Annotated in this window: 14 protein-coding genes and 1 tRNA gene; 2 read left to right on the top strand and 13 right to left on the bottom strand. The window is 69.3% G+C overall.

The window, feature by feature from the left end; translation table 11 throughout:
- Positions 1 to 5: 5 nt before the first annotated feature.
- The gene (locus ACWDV4_RS17950) at positions 6 to 2135 is read right to left on the bottom strand and encodes an MMPL family transporter (RefSeq protein ID WP_449980016.1); all 2130 of its coding nucleotides are present in this window, start codon (positions 2133 to 2135) and stop codon (positions 6 to 8) included.
- Between the two features lie 156 nt (positions 2136 to 2291).
- Positions 2292 to 2364, bottom strand: a tRNA-Asn gene (locus ACWDV4_RS17945).
- A 257-nt stretch (positions 2365 to 2621) separates the two neighbouring features.
- Here ACWDV4_RS17945 and ACWDV4_RS17940 point away from each other — a divergent pair.
- A complete protein-coding gene (locus ACWDV4_RS17940; RefSeq protein WP_449980014.1) occupies positions 2622 to 3041 on the top strand; it encodes a hypothetical protein in 420 nt (139 codons plus the stop codon).
- A gap of 194 nt (positions 3042 to 3235) precedes the next feature.
- Here ACWDV4_RS17940 and ACWDV4_RS17935 read toward each other — a convergent pair whose 3' ends face one another.
- The 3 genes from ACWDV4_RS17935 to ACWDV4_RS17925 all read right to left on the bottom strand — a co-directional run bounded on the left by ACWDV4_RS17935 (position 3236) and on the right by ACWDV4_RS17925 (position 9010).
- Positions 3236 to 4243: a sugar phosphate isomerase/epimerase family protein gene (locus ACWDV4_RS17935; protein WP_449980012.1), complete on the bottom strand. Its 1008-nt coding sequence runs from the start codon at positions 4241 to 4243 to the stop codon at positions 3236 to 3238.
- An 82-nt stretch (positions 4244 to 4325) separates the two neighbouring features.
- A complete protein-coding gene (locus ACWDV4_RS17930; RefSeq protein WP_449980009.1) occupies positions 4326 to 6089 on the bottom strand; it encodes a ThuA domain-containing protein in 1764 nt (587 codons plus the stop codon).
- A gap of 77 nt (positions 6090 to 6166) precedes the next feature.
- Positions 6167 to 9010, bottom strand: coding sequence for a PQQ-dependent sugar dehydrogenase (locus tag ACWDV4_RS17925; RefSeq protein WP_449980007.1), 2844 nt, complete (start codon positions 9008 to 9010; stop codon positions 6167 to 6169).
- Positions 9011 to 9396: 386 nt separating this feature from the next.
- Between ACWDV4_RS17925 and ACWDV4_RS17920 the strand changes: the two genes are divergently transcribed.
- The gene (locus ACWDV4_RS17920; RefSeq protein WP_449980005.1) at positions 9397 to 9849 is read left to right on the top strand and encodes a nuclear transport factor 2 family protein; all 453 of its coding nucleotides are present in this window, start codon (positions 9397 to 9399) and stop codon (positions 9847 to 9849) included.
- A 43-nt stretch (positions 9850 to 9892) separates the two neighbouring features.
- On the opposite strand, the gene ACWDV4_RS17915 is transcribed toward ACWDV4_RS17920, so the two are convergent.
- The 8 genes from ACWDV4_RS17915 to ACWDV4_RS17880 form a co-directional block, all read right to left on the bottom strand.
- Entirely contained in the window at positions 9893 to 10558 is a 666-nt protein-coding gene (locus ACWDV4_RS17915) for a hypothetical protein (RefSeq protein WP_449980003.1), read from the bottom strand.
- A 7-nt stretch (positions 10559 to 10565) separates the two neighbouring features.
- Entirely contained in the window at positions 10566 to 12728 is a 2163-nt protein-coding gene (locus ACWDV4_RS17910; RefSeq protein WP_449980000.1) for a glycoside hydrolase domain-containing protein, read from the bottom strand.
- 93 nt (positions 12729 to 12821) lie between these two features.
- Positions 12822 to 13895, bottom strand: coding sequence for a polyprenyl synthetase family protein (locus tag ACWDV4_RS17905; protein ID WP_449979998.1), 1074 nt, complete (start codon positions 13893 to 13895; stop codon positions 12822 to 12824).
- Positions 13892 to 15328, bottom strand: a complete 1437-nt coding sequence (locus tag ACWDV4_RS17900) for an alkaline phosphatase family protein (protein ID WP_449979995.1) — start codon at positions 15326 to 15328, stop codon at positions 13892 to 13894. Before ACWDV4_RS17900 ends, ACWDV4_RS17905 begins: the two co-directional genes overlap by 4 nt.
- The gene (gene eboE / locus ACWDV4_RS17895; RefSeq protein WP_449979992.1) at positions 15325 to 16518 is read right to left on the bottom strand and encodes a metabolite traffic protein EboE; all 1194 of its coding nucleotides are present in this window, start codon (positions 16516 to 16518) and stop codon (positions 15325 to 15327) included. Before eboE ends, ACWDV4_RS17900 begins: the two co-directional genes overlap by 4 nt.
- Entirely contained in the window at positions 16518 to 17381 is an 864-nt protein-coding gene (locus tag ACWDV4_RS17890) for a TatD family hydrolase (RefSeq protein ID WP_449979989.1), read from the bottom strand. Before ACWDV4_RS17890 ends, eboE begins: the two co-directional genes overlap by 1 nt.
- Positions 17381 to 18004: an EboA domain-containing protein gene (locus ACWDV4_RS17885; RefSeq protein ID WP_449979987.1), complete on the bottom strand. Its 624-nt coding sequence runs from the start codon at positions 18002 to 18004 to the stop codon at positions 17381 to 17383. The genes ACWDV4_RS17890 and ACWDV4_RS17885 overlap by 1 nt, the downstream gene beginning before the upstream one ends.
- On the bottom strand, positions 18004 to 18927 hold the full coding sequence (locus ACWDV4_RS17880; protein WP_449979984.1) for a sugar phosphate isomerase/epimerase family protein: 924 nt from the start codon (positions 18925 to 18927) through the stop codon (positions 18004 to 18006). The genes ACWDV4_RS17885 and ACWDV4_RS17880 overlap by 1 nt, the downstream gene beginning before the upstream one ends.
- Between the last annotated feature and the right edge of the window lie 19 nt (positions 18928 to 18946).

The following is an 18946-nucleotide window of genomic DNA, read 5'->3' as shown; positions in this document are numbered from 1 at the left end:
TACGGTCACCGATCGAGCGGGTCGCCGGTGTCACCGTGGTTACGCCGGGCGAGCCGGCTCGGCCACCACATCGGCGACCCCAGGTCGTACGCCAGTGCCGGCACGAGCAGCGAGCGTACGACGACGGTGTCGAGCAGCACGCCGATCGCCACCGCGAGGCCGAGTTCGACCAGCACCACCAGCGGGAGTACGACCAGCGAGGCGAAGGTGGCGGCGAGCACCACGCCCGCCGAGGTGATCACGCCACCGGTGACCACCAGGCCGCGCAGGGTTCCGGCCCGGGTGCCGCGTTTTATCGCCTCCTCGCGTACCCGGCTCATCAGGAAGATGTTGTAGTCGATGCCGAGGGCGATCAGGAACACGAAGGCGAAGATCGGGAAGGACGAGTCGATTCCGGGATAGCCGAGGACATACTTGAACAGCAGCGCGCACAGTCCCAGCGTGGCGGCGAAGGAGAGCGCGACGGTGAGGATCAGCAGCACCGGCGCGACCAGGGAACGCAGCAGTACGGCGAGAATGACCGCGATCACCAGCAGCACCACCGGGATGATCACATTGCGGTCCCGGTCCGAGGCGTCGGCGGTGTCCACGTCGATGGCGGTCGAGCCGCCGACCACCGCGTCGGCACCGGGCACGTCGCGTACGGCCACCCGCAACTGACGTACCGTCTCTTTTGCCTCGCTGCTGTCGATCGGGTCGGCGAGGGTGGCCTGAAGCTGGATCCGCCCGTCGACCACCTTCGGTGCGGCGTTGTCCGGCTGGTTCGGTTGTTCGGAGGCCGCCCCGGTCTGCGGGGTGACCGGCTGCACCTGGGCGATTCCGGGGACGCTGCGGATCCGCTCCGTCATCCGGTCGGCCGCCTCTGCCCGGGTGAAAACAAGCACCGGGTCGCCCAACCCACCCGGGTAGTGCCGGTTGATCGTCTCCTGGCCGACGACCGCGTCGGTCCGGCTGGTGAAGAGGTCGACCTGACTGAGGGTGGTGGTGCTGAACTGGGTCAGGCCGATGGCCAGCGCGGCCAGCCCCAGGGTGGTGACCAACCAGACGGTACGGGCCCGCCGGGCAACGAAGTGGGCAATCCGGTGCCACACGCCGCCAGCCGCCTCGGCCGAGTCGAACTGGGGTCGGCGGGGCCAGAACGCCCATCGCCCACCGATCAGCAGCAGCGCCGGCAGGAAGGTGAGCATGACCACCAGGGTCGCCCCGATACCGACCGCCGAGACCGGCCCCATCGCCTGGTTGGATTCGAGCCCGGAGAGCAGCAGACAGAGCAGGCCGGCGATGACCGTGGTCCCGGAGGCGAAGATGGCCGGTGCGGCACCGCGCCAGGCCACCAGCATGGCCTCGGCGGGGTCGGGATGGTTCCGCAGCTCCTCCCGGTAGCGGGCGATGAGCAGCAGCGCGTAGTCGGTACCGGCACCGAAGACGAGTACGGTGAGGATGCCCTGCGCCTGCCCGTTGAGCATGACGATGTCGTTGTCGGCCAGGTAGTAGATGGCAAGGGTGGAGAGCAGGTACGACACGCCGGCACTGAGCAACGGGATGATCCACAACACCGGGCTGCGATAGACGATCAACAGAATGACCAGCACCACACAGAGGGTGACCAACAACAGGCGCCCGTCGATGCTGGAGAAGACCTCGAGCAGGTCGGCCTGGAGGCCGGCCGGCCCGGCGACGTTGATGGAGAGGCCGCCGTCGCCCTTGCCGGTGATCTCCCGCAGCCGGTCGACGACATCCAGCACCGAGGTCCCCTCGGCCTCGCTGATCGGCACCATCACCTGGAGCGCCTGTCCGTCCTGACTCGGGACGGGTGGCGGCACCGGCGACAGCACACCCGGCACCTCGGCGAACCGGGCCGCGTCGGCAGCGGCCCGCTGCCGGTCCGCCTCGGTGATTCCGCTGGTGCGCTGGTAGACGACGAGCGCTGGGGTCGTCTGCTGCTCGACGAAACCCCGGGTCAGCTCCAGGGCCCGGCTGGATTCGGCGTCCTTGGGCAGAAAGGCGACGCTCGAGTTGGTCGCCACACTGGCGAGCTTCCCACTGTAGGGAGCGGCGATCAGTGCGATGACCAGCCAGACGAGTGCCACCGCGATCGCGACCAGTATCGGCCTACGCGTCCGATTCTTGACCATTCCAAACCCACCTGTCGCACGTAGCTTCAGGCGACGCCCCCGCGTACCCGGGACGGCTGCCAGCCCGGAAGCCCGGCTGACCACCTTGCAGTGGACGGGCCCCAGATATGACGATGCCCGCCGACCTGGGGTCGGCGGGCGGGTTTGGTGAAGAGGCTCCCCCGTTTGGACTCGAACCAAAAACCTGCCGGTTAACAGCCGGCTGCTCTGCCAATTGAGCTACGGAGGATTGTGCTGTGCCCGGCTCGGGATCTCTCCTTCACCGTGCGACGGGACAAGAGTACAGGACATCGGGGGGTGCTTCGCTACTGGGTTCCCGGTGAAAAATCGCCCACTCGGATATCGGGGCAAATTGTGATGCTGGTCGTCTCAGGCATGCCCTTCGAGGAGGATGGGTAGTTAGCACTGGACAGACGACGTAGGCGCGACACGGTGGCACACCGGTCCCCCGGTGAGCGACTCGCGTCAGGTACGAGAGGAGCCGCCATGCGCGGAAAGCTGTGGTTCATCGGCGGGCTCGCCGCGGGCTTCGTCCTAGGCGCCCGCTCAGGCCGTGAGACGTACGAGCAGTTGGTCGTCAAGGGCCGCAAGGTGCTGGACCACCCGACGGTGCAGGAGGCGGCCGGGGTCGCCCAGGCCCAGGCCACCCGCCTCTACACCGAGGGCCGGGACAAGCTGAGCCAGACTCGGCTCGGCGAGAAGCTGCACGTCAGTTCGAGCACCGACAGCACCACGGAGCTGACCCCGGCGGACACCGCCCTGGCCGGCACCACCTCCGGCGCGAGCCGGACCCCCGGCACGTCGACCTCTGCCGCGACGCCTTCTTCGGCAACGACCTCTTCGGCAACGACCCAGCCCCGGGCCAAGTCGACGACCAGCGCCAACACCAACGGCAGCACGGTCTGAACATCGGTCCGCGCGAGCTGAACATCGGTCCGCGCGAGCCGAACCGTCGCCGCAACGCTGAACATCGGTCGGCGCGAGTCGAACCGTCGGTCGGGGGCGGTCACCGAATGTCTCGGTGACCGCCCCCGCCGCATGTGTCGCCTGGGCCGTTGCGTCCCGGCCGCTGGCTACTTCTCGCCGGTGCAGGCGGTGTCTTACTTCTCGCTGCTGAAGGCGGCGTCGAAGGCAGCCGCCGGCGCATCGAAGGCGAGCCCCCGGACGAACCGCAACGCCTCGGGGGCACCCACCAGCCGGTCCATGCCGGCGTCCTCCCACTCGATGGAGATCGGGCCGTCGTACCCGATGGCGTTGAGCGCCCGGAAACAGTCCTCCCACGGCACGTCCCCGTGCCCGGTGGAGACGAAGTCCCAGCCGCGCCGCAGGTCAGCCCAGGGCAGGTGGGAGGCCAGCCGCCCTCGCCGCCCATCCCCGGTACGTACCTTCGCGTCCTTGCAGTCGACGTGGTAGATCCGGTCGGCGAACTCCAGGATGAAGTTGACCGGGTCGAGGTCCTGCCAGACGAAGTGCGACGGATCCCAGTTCAGCCCGAACGCCGGCCGGTGCCCGATCGCCTCCAGGGCCCGACGGGTGGTCCAGTAGTCGTACGCGATCTCGCTGGGGTGCACCTCGTGGGCGAACCGTACGCCCACCTCGTCGAAGACGTCGAGGATCGGATTCCACCGGTCGGCGAAGTCCTGGTACCCCTTCTCGATCATGGAGGGCGGGACCGGCGGGAACATGGCCACGGTGTGCCAGATCGACGAGCCGGTAAAGCCGACGACAGTCCGTACGCCGAGCTTCGCCGCCGCCCGCGCGGTGTCCTTGAGCTCCGCTGCGGCCCGCTGGCGTACCCCCTCGGGTTCCCCGTCGCCCCAGATCCGGGCCGGCAGGATGTCCTCGTGCCGTTCGTCGATGGGGTGGTCACAGACCGCCTGACCGACCAGATGGTTGGAGATCGCGAAGACCTGGAGGTGGTACTTCGCCAGCGTCTCCCGCTTACGGTCGACGTACGTGTCGTCGGCGAGCGCCTTGTCGACCTCGAAGTGGTCACCCCAGCAGGCGATCTCCAGTCCGTCGTAGCCCCACTCGGAGGCCAGCCGGCACACCTCCTCGAACGGTAGGTCGGCCCACTGGCCGGTGAACAGCGTGACGGGTCGCGCCATGCTCCCTCTCCCCTCCCTTGAAAGGAAGGGCCCCTTCTTATCGCTTTCTGTATAGGAAGGGGCCCTTCCTAACCGCGCTGCGCTACGGCAGCGTCCACTTCTGGTTCGCCCCGGTGTGGCAGGTCCAGATGTGGATCTGCGTACCGTCGGCGGAGTTGTTGCCGGAGACGTCCAGGCACTTGCCCGACTGCGGATTCAGTACCGTGCCGTTGGCCTGCGGCGTCCAGTTCTGCGCGCCGCTGCCGTTGCACGTCCACAACTGGACCTTCGTGCCATCGGCCGTACCACCAGCCGACACGTCCAGGCACTTGCCCAGCGCGCGAATCGTGCCGCCCCCAGCGGAAACCGTCCACTGCTGCGCCCCGGTGCCGTTGCAGCCGTACAGCTGGACCTTCGTACCGTCGGCGGTGGCCGCACCCGCCACATCCAGGCACTTACCGGCCAACCCCACGACCGGACCGGTACGCGGACCCGGCGGGGCGGTCAGGTCCTTGATCCGAATGTTGCGGAACGATGCGTCGTCGCCGTCGCCGTGGTTCTGGATGCCGATGTGGCCGGCCAGCGAGCGGGCCGGGTTGGTGTTGGTGAAGTCGTTGATCTTCACCCCGTTGAGGAAGACCTGGAGCCGTTCGCCCTCGACGAGCAGTTCGTAGGTGTTCCACTCCCCCGGCGGGTTCAGCGCCGCATCCCGGGCGGCGATGTCCGCCGATTTGAACGTGTAGACCGCGCCGGTGGTCCGGTCCGCCGCGTCGGTGGCGTCGATCTGGACCTCGTAGCCGTTGTTCACCGCCGACCACGGGTCACTCGACGGCGGGAAGCCGATGAAGACGCCGGTGTTGTCGTCGCCGGCCAGCTTCCAGTCCAACTTCAAGGAGTACGAGGTGAACTCCCGCGCGCTGTACCAGTAGAGGCCCATCCCGCCGACCGAGGTCAGCGTGGCGTCCGAGTTGGTGAAGCTGCCCGGCCCGGCCTGCGACCAGCCAGTGGTCGAGCCGTTGTAGAGGCTGGTGTAGCCGGACTCGGGCCGGCAGTCGGCCTTCGTGCGGCCGGCCGCGTACCGGATGCCGCCGAGCAGGTGCGCCCGGAACGCCGGCTCGGCGTACGACTGCTGGGTGTGGCCGCCACCGGTGTAGAACGAACGCCCACCCTCGTACGGCTTGCACCAGGTGTGCGGGTGGTCGGCCCCCATCCCGCCCCCGGAGTACGACGACTCGTCGAGCGTGGTCAGCACCCGGGCGGTGGACCGGGCGTTGGTCTGGTAGTTGTACCACTCGTCGGTGCGGGTCCAGGTCTGCGGCAGGTGGGCGGTGGCGGCGTGCCCCCGGTCGACTGCCTTGACGTTGGCCTGCTGGATGGCCGGGTGCGAGGCGAAGTACGCCCCGACCAGGTTGCCGTAGAACGGCCAGTCGTATTCGGTGTCGGCGGCGGCGTGGATACCGACGTACCCGCCCCCACCCCGGATGTACGCCTCGAAGGCGCTTTGCTGGCCGGCGTCGAGTACGTCCCCGGTGGTGTTGAGGAAGATAATCGCCTCATATTGGGCGAGGTTGCCGGTGGTGAACGCCCCAGCATCCTCGGTGGCGGTAACGGTGAAACTGTTCGCCGCGCCGAGGTCGCGGATGGCCTGAGTGCCGACCGCGATCGAGTCGTGCCGGAAGCCGGCGGTCTTCGAGAAGACCAGCACGTCGTACGGGGTGTCGGCGGTGATGGCCGTCGACCCCGTCGGGTCGATGCTGGCGCCGGCCGGAGTGGTGTCGGCAATCGCCGGGCTGGCGGGGGTGGTGCAGGCGAGCGCAGCCAGGGTCGTGGTGGCTGCGGCTAGAACCGGACGGAGGAGTCTACGCATGGTTGCTCTCCTATCGACGGTGGTTAGGAAGGGCCCCTTCCTATGCAGAAAGCGATAAGAAGGGGCCCTTCCTTACATCAGGGCAGGGTCCACTTCTGGTTGGCACCGGTATGGCAGGTCCAGATGTGGATCTGCGTACCGTCGGCGGAGTTGTTACCGGAGACGTCCAGGCACTTGCCGGACTGCGGGTTGAGCACCGTGCCGTTGGCCTGCGGCGTCCAGTTCTGCGCGCCGCTGCCGTTGCACGTCCACAGTTGCACGATCGTGCCGTCGGCGGTGCCACCGGCGGAGACGTCCAGGCACTTGCCCAGCGCCTTGACCGTGCTGCCCGGTGTAACCGTCCACTGCTGCGCCCCGGTGCCATTGCAGCCGTACAACTGCACCTTCGTACCGTCGGCGGTGGCCGCACCCGCCACATCCAGACACTTACCGGCCAAGCCCACGACCGGACCGGTACGCGGACCGCCGGTGTTCAGGGTGAACGCGTCCACGTCGTAGAGCGCCCCGGTCCCGCCCGCGAAGGTGAGGTAGAGGGTGGTGGTGCCGGCCGGGGCGCCGGAGATCGTGCCGGTGACCTCGGTGAAGGTCTCCCATCCGCCGGTCACCGGCACGGTGGCCGAGCCGAGCACGGTGCCGGTGGCCGACCCGGCCCGGATCTGGAGCGTGCCGCCGATCCCGCCGGAGGAGACCCGCGCGGTGAAGGAGGTCGCATTGTTCAGCCGGTACGGCTCGAAGGCGATCCAGTCGCCGTTGTGGATGTCACCGACGGTCTTTCCGCCCTCGGCCGTGGCTTTGTCGAAGATGTTGATGCCGGCGGAGGTCTTGAAGTGTTCGGCCTGCCGGTGTCGGGGTTGCAGGGTCTGCTGGGTGTGCGTGGTCAGTCCGCCGCCGTCGGTGTACTCGGCGTCGAAGATGGCGAAGATGTTCGCCGCGTCGTCGTGTTCACCGTCGACCGGGATGTCGATCGAGCCGGAGCAGCCGGTCTTGGCGGTGATCTGGTGGCCGTGGCTGTCGTGGCCCAGCACGTAGGTCATCTTGACCTTGGTGCAGTCGATGGTGCCGTCCTCCGGGTCGGTGACGGTGATCTGGAACGGCACGGTGTCACCGAAGGAGAAGAGCTGCCCGTTGCCGGGGGCGCTGACCGTCACCGTCGGCGCGGTGTTGCCGACCGTGATGGTGACGCTGGAGCTGCCGGTGGCCCCTTCCGGGTCGGTCACGGTCAACGTCGCGGTGTACCGCCCGTTGGTGTTGTAGGTCTTCGTCGGGTTGGCCGCCGTCGAGCTGGTGCCGTCACCGAAATTCCAGGCGTACGTCAACGCGCTGCCCTCCGGGTCGGACGAGCCGGCCGAGGAGAAGTTGACGGTCAACGGGGCCGGACCGGAGGTCCGGTTCGCGGAGGCGGCGGCGGTCGGTGCCCGGTTGCCCCCACCCACGTAGTCGAACCGGTAGAGCGCCGAGTTCTCGTCACCGTTGAAGTAGCCGGTGCCGTAGTCGAGCACGTAGTACGCCCCGTCGGGGCCGAACGCCGAGTCCATCACCTGCTTGCCGACCCACGGGAAGGCGTCGATGGTGCCGGGTGACCCGTCGGCGTTGACGTGGATCGGCTTGATCCAGCCCCGGCCGAACTCGGTGGCGAAGAACTGCCCGTCGAACGAGGACGGAAACTTCGTCGCCGAGTTGAGGTTCGGGTCGTAGCGGTAGACCGGGCCGCCCATCGGCGACTCGGATCCGCCGCCGAACTCGGGGGGCGTGCCGGCGTCCCCGCCGTACCGGATCCAGGAGGGCCGGGCGGCCGGGAGGGTGGTCAGGCCGGTGTTGCGGAACGAGTTGTTGGTCGGGCCGCCGGTGCAGTTGTACTTCGCACCGCTGGTACCGGCGGCGAAGTCCCACTCGTTGTACGTCTCGCTGCTGGTGTTGGTGCCGGTGCAGTACGGCCAGCCGTAGTTGCCGGGTCCGCTGACCCGGTTGAACTCGACCTGGCCGGCGGGTCCCCGAGTAGCGCTGGTGGTGCCGGCGTCCGGACCGTAGTCGCCGACGTAGACGATGCCGGTGGTCTTGTCGACGCTCATTCGGAACGGGTTGCGGAAGCCCATCGCGTAGATCTCCGCCCGTGCCCCGGCGGTGCCGGGCGCGAACAGGTTGCCCGCCGGGATCGCGTACGTCCCGTTGGCGTTGACCTTGATCCGCAGGATCTTGCCCCGCAGGTCGTTGGTGTTACCGGCACTGCGCTGGGCGTCGTACGCCGGGTTGCGGTTGGTGCGCTCGTCGATGGGGGCGTAGCCGGCCGAGTCGAACGGGTTGCTGTCGTCGCCGGTCGACAGATAGAGGTTGCCGGCCGCGTCGAAGTCGATGTCCCCGCCGACGTGGCAGCACATGCCCCGGTCGGCCGGTACGTCGAGCACGGTGACCTGGCTGCCCAGGTTCAGCGTGTAGTCGGCGTTGAGGGTGAACCGGGCCAGTCGGTTGACGCCCTGCCAGGCCGAGAAGTCGGTGCCGGTGGCCGGGGCGTCACCGGCCGGGGTGGACAGTGGGGGCGCGTAGTAGAGGTAGATCTGCCGGTTGGTGGTGAAGTTGGGGTCGACACCGACGCCCTGCAGCCCCTCTTCGTCGTGGGTATAGACCGGCAGGGTGCCGATCACGGTCGTGGTGCCGGCCGCATCGGTACGACGCAGGCTGCCGTCGCGTGCGGTGTGCAGCACCGACCGGTCGGGCAGTACGGCCAACGACATCGGCTCGCCCATTTCGGTGACGCCCCGCGCCATCTCGACCTGCTGGAAGTCGGTCGCGCTGATCGGGTGTGCCTGGGCGGGGGCGGCGGTGGTGCCGACAGCCGTGCTGATGGCTGCCGCAACGAGCAGCAGGGCGGAGCCGCCCGCCTGCCATCGTCGGGTACGTCCGGATCGGGAATCCAAACTGGACATGGTGGGGTCTTCCCTTCCTGACACGGGGGTCTGCCAGGCCGGGCGCGCGCCGTCGCGCCGGATGCCGTAGCGGTGGGGGCCGGGCCGCCGGGGATGCTCCCCCGGTTGTCCGTGACCGCCGATCGGTGTCGACCACCGTGCTCGGAGGTCACCAGTCGATGGGCTAACCGCGCCGCCGGTTACATCGACGAAACATGTTCGTGTTGCGGACGACACTAGGAGGGAACCGACGACGTGTCCAGACCTTCTGCCCAGACAACGCAAACTTTCGCTCGCTCCGAAAAAACGGGGTTACCTGCGAGGTAATTGCCGGCAAGCACCCACGTTGGCAGGGTTGGTCTCACCGCGCCAGTCAGGGCGCGGACGCACGATGAAGGAGAACCACCATGCCCGTAGCCTCGGAGACGACCACCCGCGCAGTAGTACAAGAGCTGCTCCAGCGGATCGGCGCGGGTGACCTCGAGCGCATCGCCGAACTCTTCGCCGAGCAGAGCGACTGGAAGCTGAACTGGCCGGAGGCCGAGCACGGCTCGGCCGTCACCCCGTGGATTCGGCACCGATCCACCCGCGCTGACGCCGTAGCCAACTTCCGCGAGCTCGCCGAACACCACGTACCTGGGACGGTGGACACCCAGATCGAGCGGATCCTCGTCGACGGGGAGCATGCCGTCGTGCTTGGCGAGATCCGCCAAACCGCCAGGCGCACCGGTCGCGCGTACCGCGCCCGGTTTGCCCTGCATCTCACGGTCGAAGGCGGCCTGGTCACCCGATACCACATTTACGAGGACAGCCTCACCATCGCCCAGGCGTTCGCGGACGGCCCTCAGGACCGACCCTGAACAGGGGCCGGTCCTGACTTCCCGCGTCACCGGATGGCAAAGGTCAGCGCGGGCGAGGCAGCCGCCGCGCCTTCTCCCGTCGGGCTGGTGTCGTCGGGTCGGCGACCGCACCAGCGGTCTGGGACCGGAACTCGGCGTGCCTACTGGTGTCCAATCGAGCGGAGACGCGCGCCAGGGCCGGCGTGCCGGGACGGGCGACGAGCTGGAAGTGGGAGAGCTTCGCCGGGGTGAGGTCGCCACCCCAGACGACCGTGCCGTCACAGTCGACGAGGATGTCCCGCACGATCGCCTCCTGATGGGGCCACAGCCGCTCACTGCCGCCCAGCGGATAGGCGGTGGGATGCAGGGCGAGGGCGGTTCCGGAGAGGTAGTTGGACTCGAAGTCCGCCCGTACGGTGCGCCGGGTGGTGTGGGCGGTGACTCCTCCCCCCTCCCCCGTGTCCAACGGACCGATCTCGTAGTGCCAGCGCCGCGCCACATGCAACAGCACTGCGGCGGCCTGGCCCTGCCGGAGCGCGATGGAGACTCCCGCCCCTTCGACCCGGTAGGTGGCGATGGCGGCGGGATCGATCCGCCAGCCGTTGGCGGACACGTCTCGGGTCCATTTCCCCACACCCGGACCGGCGGCGTGAGCCACCGCACCGGGCGCGACGACAAACGCGCCGACACCAGCAGCAGCGGCACCGAGAAGACTACGTCTGGTGATCATCAGGTCCTCACAAACCGGTGACGAGGGTGGACACGCCGGGATCTGCTCCCTGACGCCAGACGTCGTGGTCCAGCCCCCAGCCGGGCTGGAACTCGTACTCCCTGATCTGGTTGAACGACCAGTTCTCCGGCAGTGGAAAGCCGAGGTTCCCGGAGTAACCCCAGGACATGCCGGACACCAGCGACCAGCGGGCACCCACCTCGTGCGACACCCGACTGCACACGTTGCGCGATCCGTAGATGCCGAAGGTGTAGCGGTTGCCCAGTTCGGCAAGCCCCGCCTTGACCCCCGAGAAGTACGGCTTGATGTTGGAGTCGATGTCGATGTCGAGCGCGTCGTAGTCGACCGCGAAGTAGATGCAGGTGCCGGCGGGGATACGGTGCTCCAGGGCCTTCTGGTGGGCGATCTTGCCCTGGTCGTACCCCTTGTCGTACGTGAAGTTGCCCAGCTGCGTGCCGTTGTACTGGAAGATCGGAAAGAATCGCAGCCCCGCATCCAGGATGGTCTGCGGCTCACCGGGCTTGAGCGCCTTGCCGAGGTAGTACGGATCGCTCGGCGGAAGATGCTCATCGAGGTAGCGGCCGACGATCTGGTAGCCGGCCGCCTTGAGCTGCGCACCCCGGGTGGCCGTGATCTCCGTGATGCAGTCGCAGCCGGTGGCCGGCCGGTCCGTGTCACCGGAGGAGACGAGCAGTTGGGCCCAGGTCGTGTAGTCGTTGGTGCCCGTGACGGGTATCTGCGAAAACCGCTGGAAGGCGCGCACCCACTCCAGGTGGGTGCTGGTCTGGGTGTCGGTGCCGATGTCGTCCGGGTCGTACATCAGCGGCACCTGGGGATCGCCCGGCAGCATCGTGGGGGAATTGAAGTAGCACGCCGAGCGGAACAGGTAGCGCAGGTTTCCGGTGAGCTGACCGGAGCCCGGCCCCCGCAACCCGGCCTGGGTGCCGGGACCGAAGTAGCCGGTGATGGCGTCCGGGGCGATGCCGATCTCGTACTGGACCGCCATCATGAAACCCTGCTGCACGTCCCGGGAGTAGATACCGTCGCAGGGCACCAGAGCCATCGCGGGGATGCCGATATCGGCGACATAACGCGAGTTGAGCCGCTGCTGGATCCGCTGGATGTTGATGTCGCCACGAGGCACCAGACGGAACTGGTCCATCCGCATCAGCGCCTTGACCACGTGCGGCCACATCTCGTACCGCTCTGACGAGTCCGAGTACGACAGGCCGGCGTGGCCGTAGAGTGCCTCAAGCGCGGCCTGTGAGTCGCTGTTCCAGAACGCCTGGACGGTGGAAGTCCAGTAGCCCTTGCACCACAGGGCACCGTTGTAGATCCGGATCAGGTTCAGGTTGGACTCGTCGGAGGGCATGAGCCTTCGCTGCTTGACCGCGGCGAAGGTGCCGGGGCCGAAGTTCTGGACGGTCGGGGAGATGCCGAGTTCGTGCTGGAGCCCCTGGGTGAGGGAGAGCACCGTGGACCAGCCGGTACGCCCGTTCTCGGGGCACCGCAGGTATCCCGGCGCGTTCTGGTAGGTCGCGTTGACCCATTTCTGCGCCGCGAAGATGTAGATGTCGGCGGGACCGGTCCATGGGGCGGCCGGGTCGATGGTCGAGCCCGGCTGCGCGTACATCGTGAGGTTTCCCGGGCACTCGGTGTCGTACCCGAAGGAGTGCGGGTAGATCCTCGTCCCGCAGGTGCGCGGCGCCTCGGCACGAAGGTGCTGAATGAGCTGCCGGTACGCCTCCAGCAGCGGCACGGTGGCGGTGTGGTTGGACCGCATGAGGGCGCAGATGGAGTAGAAGTTGGCGTTGCGCTTCAGGCCGTCGACCGGACCCGCCTCGCCGGCATTCGCCTCACCGCGTTCGTAGCCCCGCCCCTCGTAGATGTTGCCGTGCTGGCAGATGAGGAAGTTGTAGGCGATGTCCCCGTTGAACTCGTCGTCCGACGTGTGCTCCTCGTAGACCTCGGCGATGTCCCGCAGGCAGTCCTCCTCCGTCGGGTAGTCACCGCCGAAGGGGTCGGCCGGGCCACGGTGGTGGACGAACACCCCGCCGATCGGATTCCAGTCCGGGTTGTCGCTGGGAGCAGGGTCCGCAGCGGCATGCGCCCGCTGGCTCTCATCGACGTACTGCGCCCACGTTGCACGCCTGTGGATCGTGACAGGCATAGCTCCTCGTTTCGCCGACGACTCAAAACTCAACCTATTGGCGATCATTTGAATAGTCACTGACCAATATCTGACGCCGCCCGCCCGACCGGTTCAGACGTGCCGGTCGATCGCCTCGGCGGCCAGCGCGGCCAGCGCTGCTCGGGCCTCCTGCGTCATCGGCATCTCCGCCAGCTCGACCAGGGCAGCGTCAGCGCGTACCCGGATCATCTCCTCCACCCGACGCAGCGCGCCGGTGTCGACGATGATTCCGCGCAGCTCCGCCGCACCGGCCGCATCGAGGTACGGGTTGCCGAAGAGCGCGGTCAGCCGGGCAGTCTGCCGCCGGTTGGCGGCGTCCCGCACCAGCCCCATCATTACCGTGGGCTTGCCCTCCCGCAGATCGTCCAGGGTCGACTTGCCGGTCACCGCCGGATCGCCGAACACCCCCAGCACGTCGTCACGCAACTGGAAGGCGTCGCCCAACGGGTCGCCGAAGGCAGCAAAGCCGTCCATCAACTCGGGGCCGGCACCGGCCAGCGCCGCGCCGATCTGCAACGGCCGGGTGATCGTGTAGCGCCCCGACTTGAGCCGGATCACCGTGAGGGCATTCTCGACCGACCCGTCGTCCACCCCGGAGACCAGGTCCAGATACTGCCCGGCGATCACCTCGGTACGCATCGCCGCGAACATCCGGTAGCCCCGAAGCATCTGCTCGGTGCCCAACCCGCACTCGTGGAACATCTGGTCCGCCCAGGCGGCACAGAGGTCCCCGCAGAGCAGGGCGGTGCTGCGGCCGTACGAGGTGGGGTCGCCCCGCCACTGCGACTGGGAGTGCAGCTCGGTGAAGCGCCGGTGTACGGAAGGCTCCCCCCGACGCTGGTCACTGCCGTCCATGATGTCGTCGTGGATCAGCGCGAACGCGTGGAAGAGTTCCAGCGCGGCGGCGGCGGTCACGATCGGCGTACCGTCCGGCCCCCCGGCGGCCCGCCAGCCCCAGTAGCAGAACGATGGCCGGAGCCGCTTTCCGCCGGCCAGCACAAACCGGCGCAGGGTGGTGAAGACGTCCCGGGGCGTGCTGTCCGGCCAGTCCGGCTCCTGCCGGTCCAGAAACGCGGCGAGCCGCGCGTCGAACCGGGACCGTAGGTCCTCAGCGAGGCCCACCGGGGCCGCCATCTCCACCGTCATGCCTTCTCCCCATTCAGTCCAGCCAGGTCGAGCAGCGTCTGTTTCACATCCACGGCAGCGAACCGGCCCCGGGCCACGGACCGGTCGGAACAGAGCAGCACCGGCCCGTCCAGCGGGTCAGCCGGTAGCCGCCCGTGCGAGCCCCGCACCGCGCGCGCCCCGGCATCCAAGCCCACCACGTTCATCAGGTAACGCAGGCCGAGCTTCTTGCGGATCAGCGCCACCGCCGCCCGTCGCTTGGCCGAACCCGGGGCCGCGGGGTCGAAGAACAGCTCTGCCGGGTCGTACCCGGGTTTGCGGTGGATCTCCACCAGCCGGGCGAAGTCGGGGGCCGCCGCGTCGTCCAGCCAGTAGTAGTAGGTGAACCAGGCATCCGGTTCGGCGACCAGCACCAGCTCACCGGAGCGGGGATGGTCCAGGCCGTACCGTGCCTGACCGGTCCGGTCGAGCACCTCGGCCACCCCGGGCAGGCCGGCGCAGAGCTTCGCCACCGCCGGCACGTCGGCCGGATCCGGTACGTAGACGTGGGCCACCTGGTGGTCGGCGACGGCGAATGCCCGGGAGGTCCACGGGTCCAGGTATTCCATGCCGTCCTGGGTGTGGACCCGCAACCACCCCTCGGTCCGGAGCAGCCGGTTGACGTCGACCGGCCGGGAGACGTCGGTGATGCCGTACTCGGAGAGGGCCACCACGGTCGCGCCCCGGGCCGAGGCGGCGTCCAGCAGCGGACCGAGCACCCCGTCCAGCGCGGTCGCGGCGGCCGCCGCCTGCGGCGAGGACGGGCCGAAGCGTTGCAGGTCGTAGTCGAGGTGCGGAAGGTAGACCAGGGTCAGGTCTGGCCGGTGGGCCGCCATGATCTCGACCGCCGCGCCGGCGATCCACTCCGACGACGGCAACCCCGCCCCCGGCCCCCAGTACGTGAACAGCGGAAAGGTGCCGAGCGCGGCGGTCAGCGTGTCGTGCAGCTCGGGTGGATCGGTGTAGCAGTCCGGCTCCTTGCGCCCGTCGGCGTAGTAGATCGGCCGGGGCGTGACGGTCCAGTTCACGTCCGCGCCCATCGCGTACCACCAGCAGACGTTGGCGACCGTGTAGTCCGGGCGTACCCGCCGGGCCGCCTGCCACAGCTTCTCGCCGCCGACCAGGGCGTTGTGCTGCCGCCACAGCAGCACGTCACCGACGTCGCGGAAGTACCAGCCGTTGCCGACGATGCCGTGCCCGGCTGGCAGCTCCCCGGTCAGGAAGGTGGACTGTGCCGAGCAGGTGACCGCCGGCAGCACCGTACCCAGCTCGGCCTGGAACCCGGCCTCGGCCACCGCCCGCAGTCGGGGCATGTGGGCCAACAGCCGGGGGGTCAGGCCCACCACGTCGATCACCACCAGCGGAGTCACGACCGGCGGGGGCACGACTGGCGGGGGCACAACCGGTCCGGTCATGACCACACCTCGCTCGGCGCTGCCGGTACGAGCCCGAGCCCACCCAGTTCGGCGCGGGCGTACGCCAGCTCGGCCGCGATGCCGGCGGCGAGTTCCGCATCGGATCGCGGCCGGCGCGACGTCGGCAGCACCCCCCAGGTGTACGTCTCGACGTCGAGGTGGTCGCAGCCGGCGACCGGACCGGCGAAGAGTTCCCGGAGCGCGGCGCGCAGCACCGGGTTGGTCGAGGTGAGTGGCGGATCCGGCTGGGCGTGCAGCGGCACGTGGTAGTGCACCCGCCAGGCCCCGGGCAGCCCATCGTCCAGCGCCGTGTCCAGGTCGTCGGCGGCGTGCGCCGGGTCGGCCGGTTCGACCGCATCAGCGCAGGCCGCGGATCGGGTCTGGTGCAGGAAGCGGGGTTCGACGTACCCCCGAAGGTGATCGGCGGCGGCGACCGGGTCGAGGGCCTGGAGTGCGGCGGAGACCTGGACCTTGACGACCGGCAGTCCGGCCGCGTGCAGCCGGGCCAGCGCGGCGGCTGGTTCCTCCCAGGCGCAGGCCAGATGGGCCAGGTCGAGGCAGATCCCCAGCCACCTGGTGTCCACCTTGGACAACCGCTCGACCGCCTGCGTGGTGCTCTCCACCACGCAGCCCGGCTCCGGCTCGAAGGCGACCCGGACCACCCGCCCGGTACGGTCGTACAGCTCGGCCAGCCCGGTCGCCAGCTCGGCCAACCGCCGATCCGCCTCGGCGGCCCGGGCCGCGTCCCACGGGTCACGCCAGGCCAGTGGCAGGGTGGAGATGGAGCCCCGGGCCGCCTCCTCGGGCAGCAGATCGACCAGCACGCGGGCCAGGTTCAACGTGTAGTCCAGCCGCTCCCGGGCGGTCCAGTCCGGCTGGTAGACGGCGTGCTTGACCACCGGTGCCTGGAACGACCGGTAGGGAAAGCCGTTGAGGGTCACCACCTCCAGCCCGCGCGCATCCAGCTCGGCGCGAAGTCGCCGTCGGGCGGCCGGGTCGGCGGCCAGCGCGGTGGCGACCGGGGCCGACAACCACAACCCCAACCCGAGTACGTCGGAGTCGAGCCGCCGCCGGATCGGCACCGCGTACGCGTCGAGCTGCCCGACGATGCCGGCCAGGTCCTCGGCCGGGTGCACATTGGTGCAGTAGCTCAGGTGGACCGTCTGGCCGTCGCGGTGCCGCAGCCGCATCAGCTGCCTCCCCGCAGGATCGAGTTCCCCTCGAAGGTCGGTGCCAAGTCGAGCCCGGCCAGGTCGAGGTCGGCCAGGTCGAGCCGGCCGGACTGGGCATAGAACTCGACCGGGTTACGCCACAGCACCCGGTCGACCTCGTCATCACTGAACCCGCCCAGCAGCATCGCCTCGGCCGTCGCCCGGGTGAGCAGCGGGTCGGAACGGCCCCAGTCGGCGGCCGAGTTGACCAGCATCCGCTCCGTGCCCCAGCGGCGCAGAATCTCCACCATCCGGGGCGGGGACATCTTGGTGTCCGGGTAGATGGAGAAACCCAGCCAACAGCCGCTGTCCCGGACCAACTCGACGGTCACCTCGTTGAGGTGGTCGACCAGCACCCGTCCCGGGTCGAGGCCGGACTCGGCCACCACCGCCAGGGTGCGTTCCGTCCCCCGGGCCTTGTCCCGATGGGGGGTGTGCACCAGGGCGGGCAGCTCGTACGCCACGGCCAGGGCGAGCTGGGCGGCGAAGGCCTCGTCTTCCTCGGGGGTCATCGAGTCGTACCCGATTTCGCCGACCGCCACCACCCCGTCCTTGTCGAGGTAGCGCGGCAGCAGGTCGAGCACCTCGCGGCAGCGCGGGTCGTTGGCCTCCTTGGGGTTGAGCGCGATCGTGGCGTGGTGTCGGATGCCGAACTGGCCGGCCCGAAACGGCTCCCAGCCGAGCAGCGAGTCGAAGTAGTCGACGAAGGTGGCGGCGCTGGTACGCGGCTGCCCCAGCCAGAACGCCGGCTCGACCAGGGCCCGGACCCCGGCGGCGGCCATCCGCTCGTAGTCGTCGGTGGTCCGTGAGGTCATGTGGATGTGCGGGTCGAAGATGCGCATCACGCCTCCTTCGAGGTGGGCCGGTCGAGGTATGCGGTCAGGCGCTCCAGCAGGTCGGTCGCGTCTGCGGGGATGCTCCGGCCGGCGGCGCGCCGCTCGTCGGCCAGCCCGGCCAGCATCACGGCCAGTTCGGCGTCGGCCCGCTCGTCGAGCGCGTCCACCGCCGACAGCGGTACGCCGAGGAAGACGCACTTGAGCACCGCCTGCCGCCAGGCCGCGTCGTCGAGGTGTCGGGCGTACGGCCCGAGCGCGGCGGTGAGCAGCCGGGTGTCGTTGGTGCGGATCGCGTCGTGCAGCAGGGGTACCGCCTCGGCGTCCAACGGCAGCATCGGCAGGGCACGCAGCACCGCCCGCTTCTCCGCCGCGTCGCCGTACCGGTAGAGGGTTTCGACCTGGGCGGCCACGGCGTCGGCCGGCAACGCGGTCAGCAGCAGCACCCGCGCGGCGTCGTCGGCGGTCCAGCCCAGGGCGTCCGGTAGCTGGCCGCGACCGCAGTTGCGGCCGGCGGCAGCGAAGATCCGCGGCAGCGCGGCGGGCTCGGCGGCGACGCGGCGCAGCGCCTCGGCCAACCACCCCGGATCGGGTACGCCCTCCAGCGCGGCTCGGAGTCGGTCCGGTCCCATCAGCGCTCCTCTCCGGCGGGGGCCACGGTGGTGGCCACGGTGGGGTTCGTGCCGGCCCGGTCGGCGGTGGCCTGGTCAGCAGCGGCCCGATCGGCGGCGGCACGGAGGAAGTCCAGCGACCGGCGGGCAACGGCCGGGGCGGCGTGGGAATGCCGGGGCAGCTCGACGGCGATCAGCCCCCGGTAGTCGGCGTCGGCCAGGGCCCGCAGCACCGGCGGGAAGTCGATCTCTCCGTCGCCGAATTCGAGATGCTCGTGTACGCCCCGGCGCATGTCCTCGATCTGCACGTTGACCAGGTACGGGGCAACCTGGGCGACGCAGTCGGGCACCGGCTGCGGCTCCAGGCACCGGCAGTGTCCGATGTCGAGGGTGATGCCGAAGTTGCGCGGCGCGCCGAGGGCGGCATGCAGCCGCTGCCAGCCGGCGATGTCCGGCACCAGCATGCCCGGTTCCGGTTCGAAGCCGAGGGTGACCCCGGCCCGGTCAGCCACCGCCAACACCTCGGCGCAGCCGGTGACCAGCCGGTCCCAGGCGGTAGTCTCGTCCACGTGGGGCGGCCGTACGCCGGCCCAGAAGGAAACCGCCTCGGCACCAAGGTCGGCTCCGATCGCCACCGCCCGGCGGAGGAAGTCGATCCGGCGGGCCGGATCGTCATCGAGCAGGGTGGGTGAGTGCTTGTGCCACGGGTCGAGCAGGTAGCGGGCCCCGGTCTCGATCACCAGTCCGAGGTCGAGGTCGGCGAGGCGCCGGCCGACGGTAGCCACCCGGGCAGCGAGGTCCGGCCGGTACGGGTCGAGGTGGTCGTGGTCGAGGGTCAGCGCGACCCCCTGGTAGCCGAGGTCGGCCAGCACCGCCAGCGCGTCGTCCAGCCGGTGGTTGGCGAATCCGTTCGTGCCGTACCCGAACCGGGGGATGTTCGTCATCGGCCCACCTCTACCGTCA

Source organism: Micromonospora sp. NPDC003197 (assembly GCF_053590565.1).
Note: the sequence above shows the minus strand (reverse complement) of the source record. Positions and strands in the feature narration are given on the sequence as shown.

Coding starts and splice junctions, on each gene's coding strand:
- ACWDV4_RS17950 (WP_449980016.1), bottom strand. CDS start 2,135: ATGGTCAAGAATCGGACGCGTAGGCCGATACTGGTCGCGATCGCGGTG.
- ACWDV4_RS17940 (WP_449980014.1), top strand. CDS start 2,622: ATGCGCGGAAAGCTGTGGTTCATCGGCGGGCTCGCCGCGGGCTTCGTC.
- ACWDV4_RS17935 (WP_449980012.1), bottom strand. CDS start 4,243: ATGGCGCGACCCGTCACGCTGTTCACCGGCCAGTGGGCCGACCTACCG.
- ACWDV4_RS17930 (WP_449980009.1), bottom strand. CDS start 6,089: ATGCGTAGACTCCTCCGTCCGGTTCTAGCCGCAGCCACCACGACCCTG.
- ACWDV4_RS17925 (WP_449980007.1), bottom strand. CDS start 9,010: ATGTCCAGTTTGGATTCCCGATCCGGACGTACCCGACGATGGCAGGCG.
- ACWDV4_RS17920 (WP_449980005.1), top strand. CDS start 9,397: ATGCCCGTAGCCTCGGAGACGACCACCCGCGCAGTAGTACAAGAGCTG.
- ACWDV4_RS17915 (WP_449980003.1), bottom strand. CDS start 10,558: ATGATCACCAGACGTAGTCTTCTCGGTGCCGCTGCTGCTGGTGTCGGC.
- ACWDV4_RS17910 (WP_449980000.1), bottom strand. CDS start 12,728: ATGCCTGTCACGATCCACAGGCGTGCAACGTGGGCGCAGTACGTCGAT.
- ACWDV4_RS17905 (WP_449979998.1), bottom strand. CDS start 13,895: ATGACGGTGGAGATGGCGGCCCCGGTGGGCCTCGCTGAGGACCTACGG.
- ACWDV4_RS17900 (WP_449979995.1), bottom strand. CDS start 15,328: ATGACCGGACCGGTTGTGCCCCCGCCAGTCGTGCCCCCGCCGGTCGTG.
- eboE (WP_449979992.1), bottom strand. CDS start 16,518: ATGCGGCTGCGGCACCGCGACGGCCAGACGGTCCACCTGAGCTACTGC.
- ACWDV4_RS17890 (WP_449979989.1), bottom strand. CDS start 17,381: ATGCGCATCTTCGACCCGCACATCCACATGACCTCACGGACCACCGAC.
- ACWDV4_RS17885 (WP_449979987.1), bottom strand. CDS start 18,004: ATGGGACCGGACCGACTCCGAGCCGCGCTGGAGGGCGTACCCGATCCG.
- ACWDV4_RS17880 (WP_449979984.1), bottom strand. CDS start 18,927: ATGACGAACATCCCCCGGTTCGGGTACGGCACGAACGGATTCGCCAAC.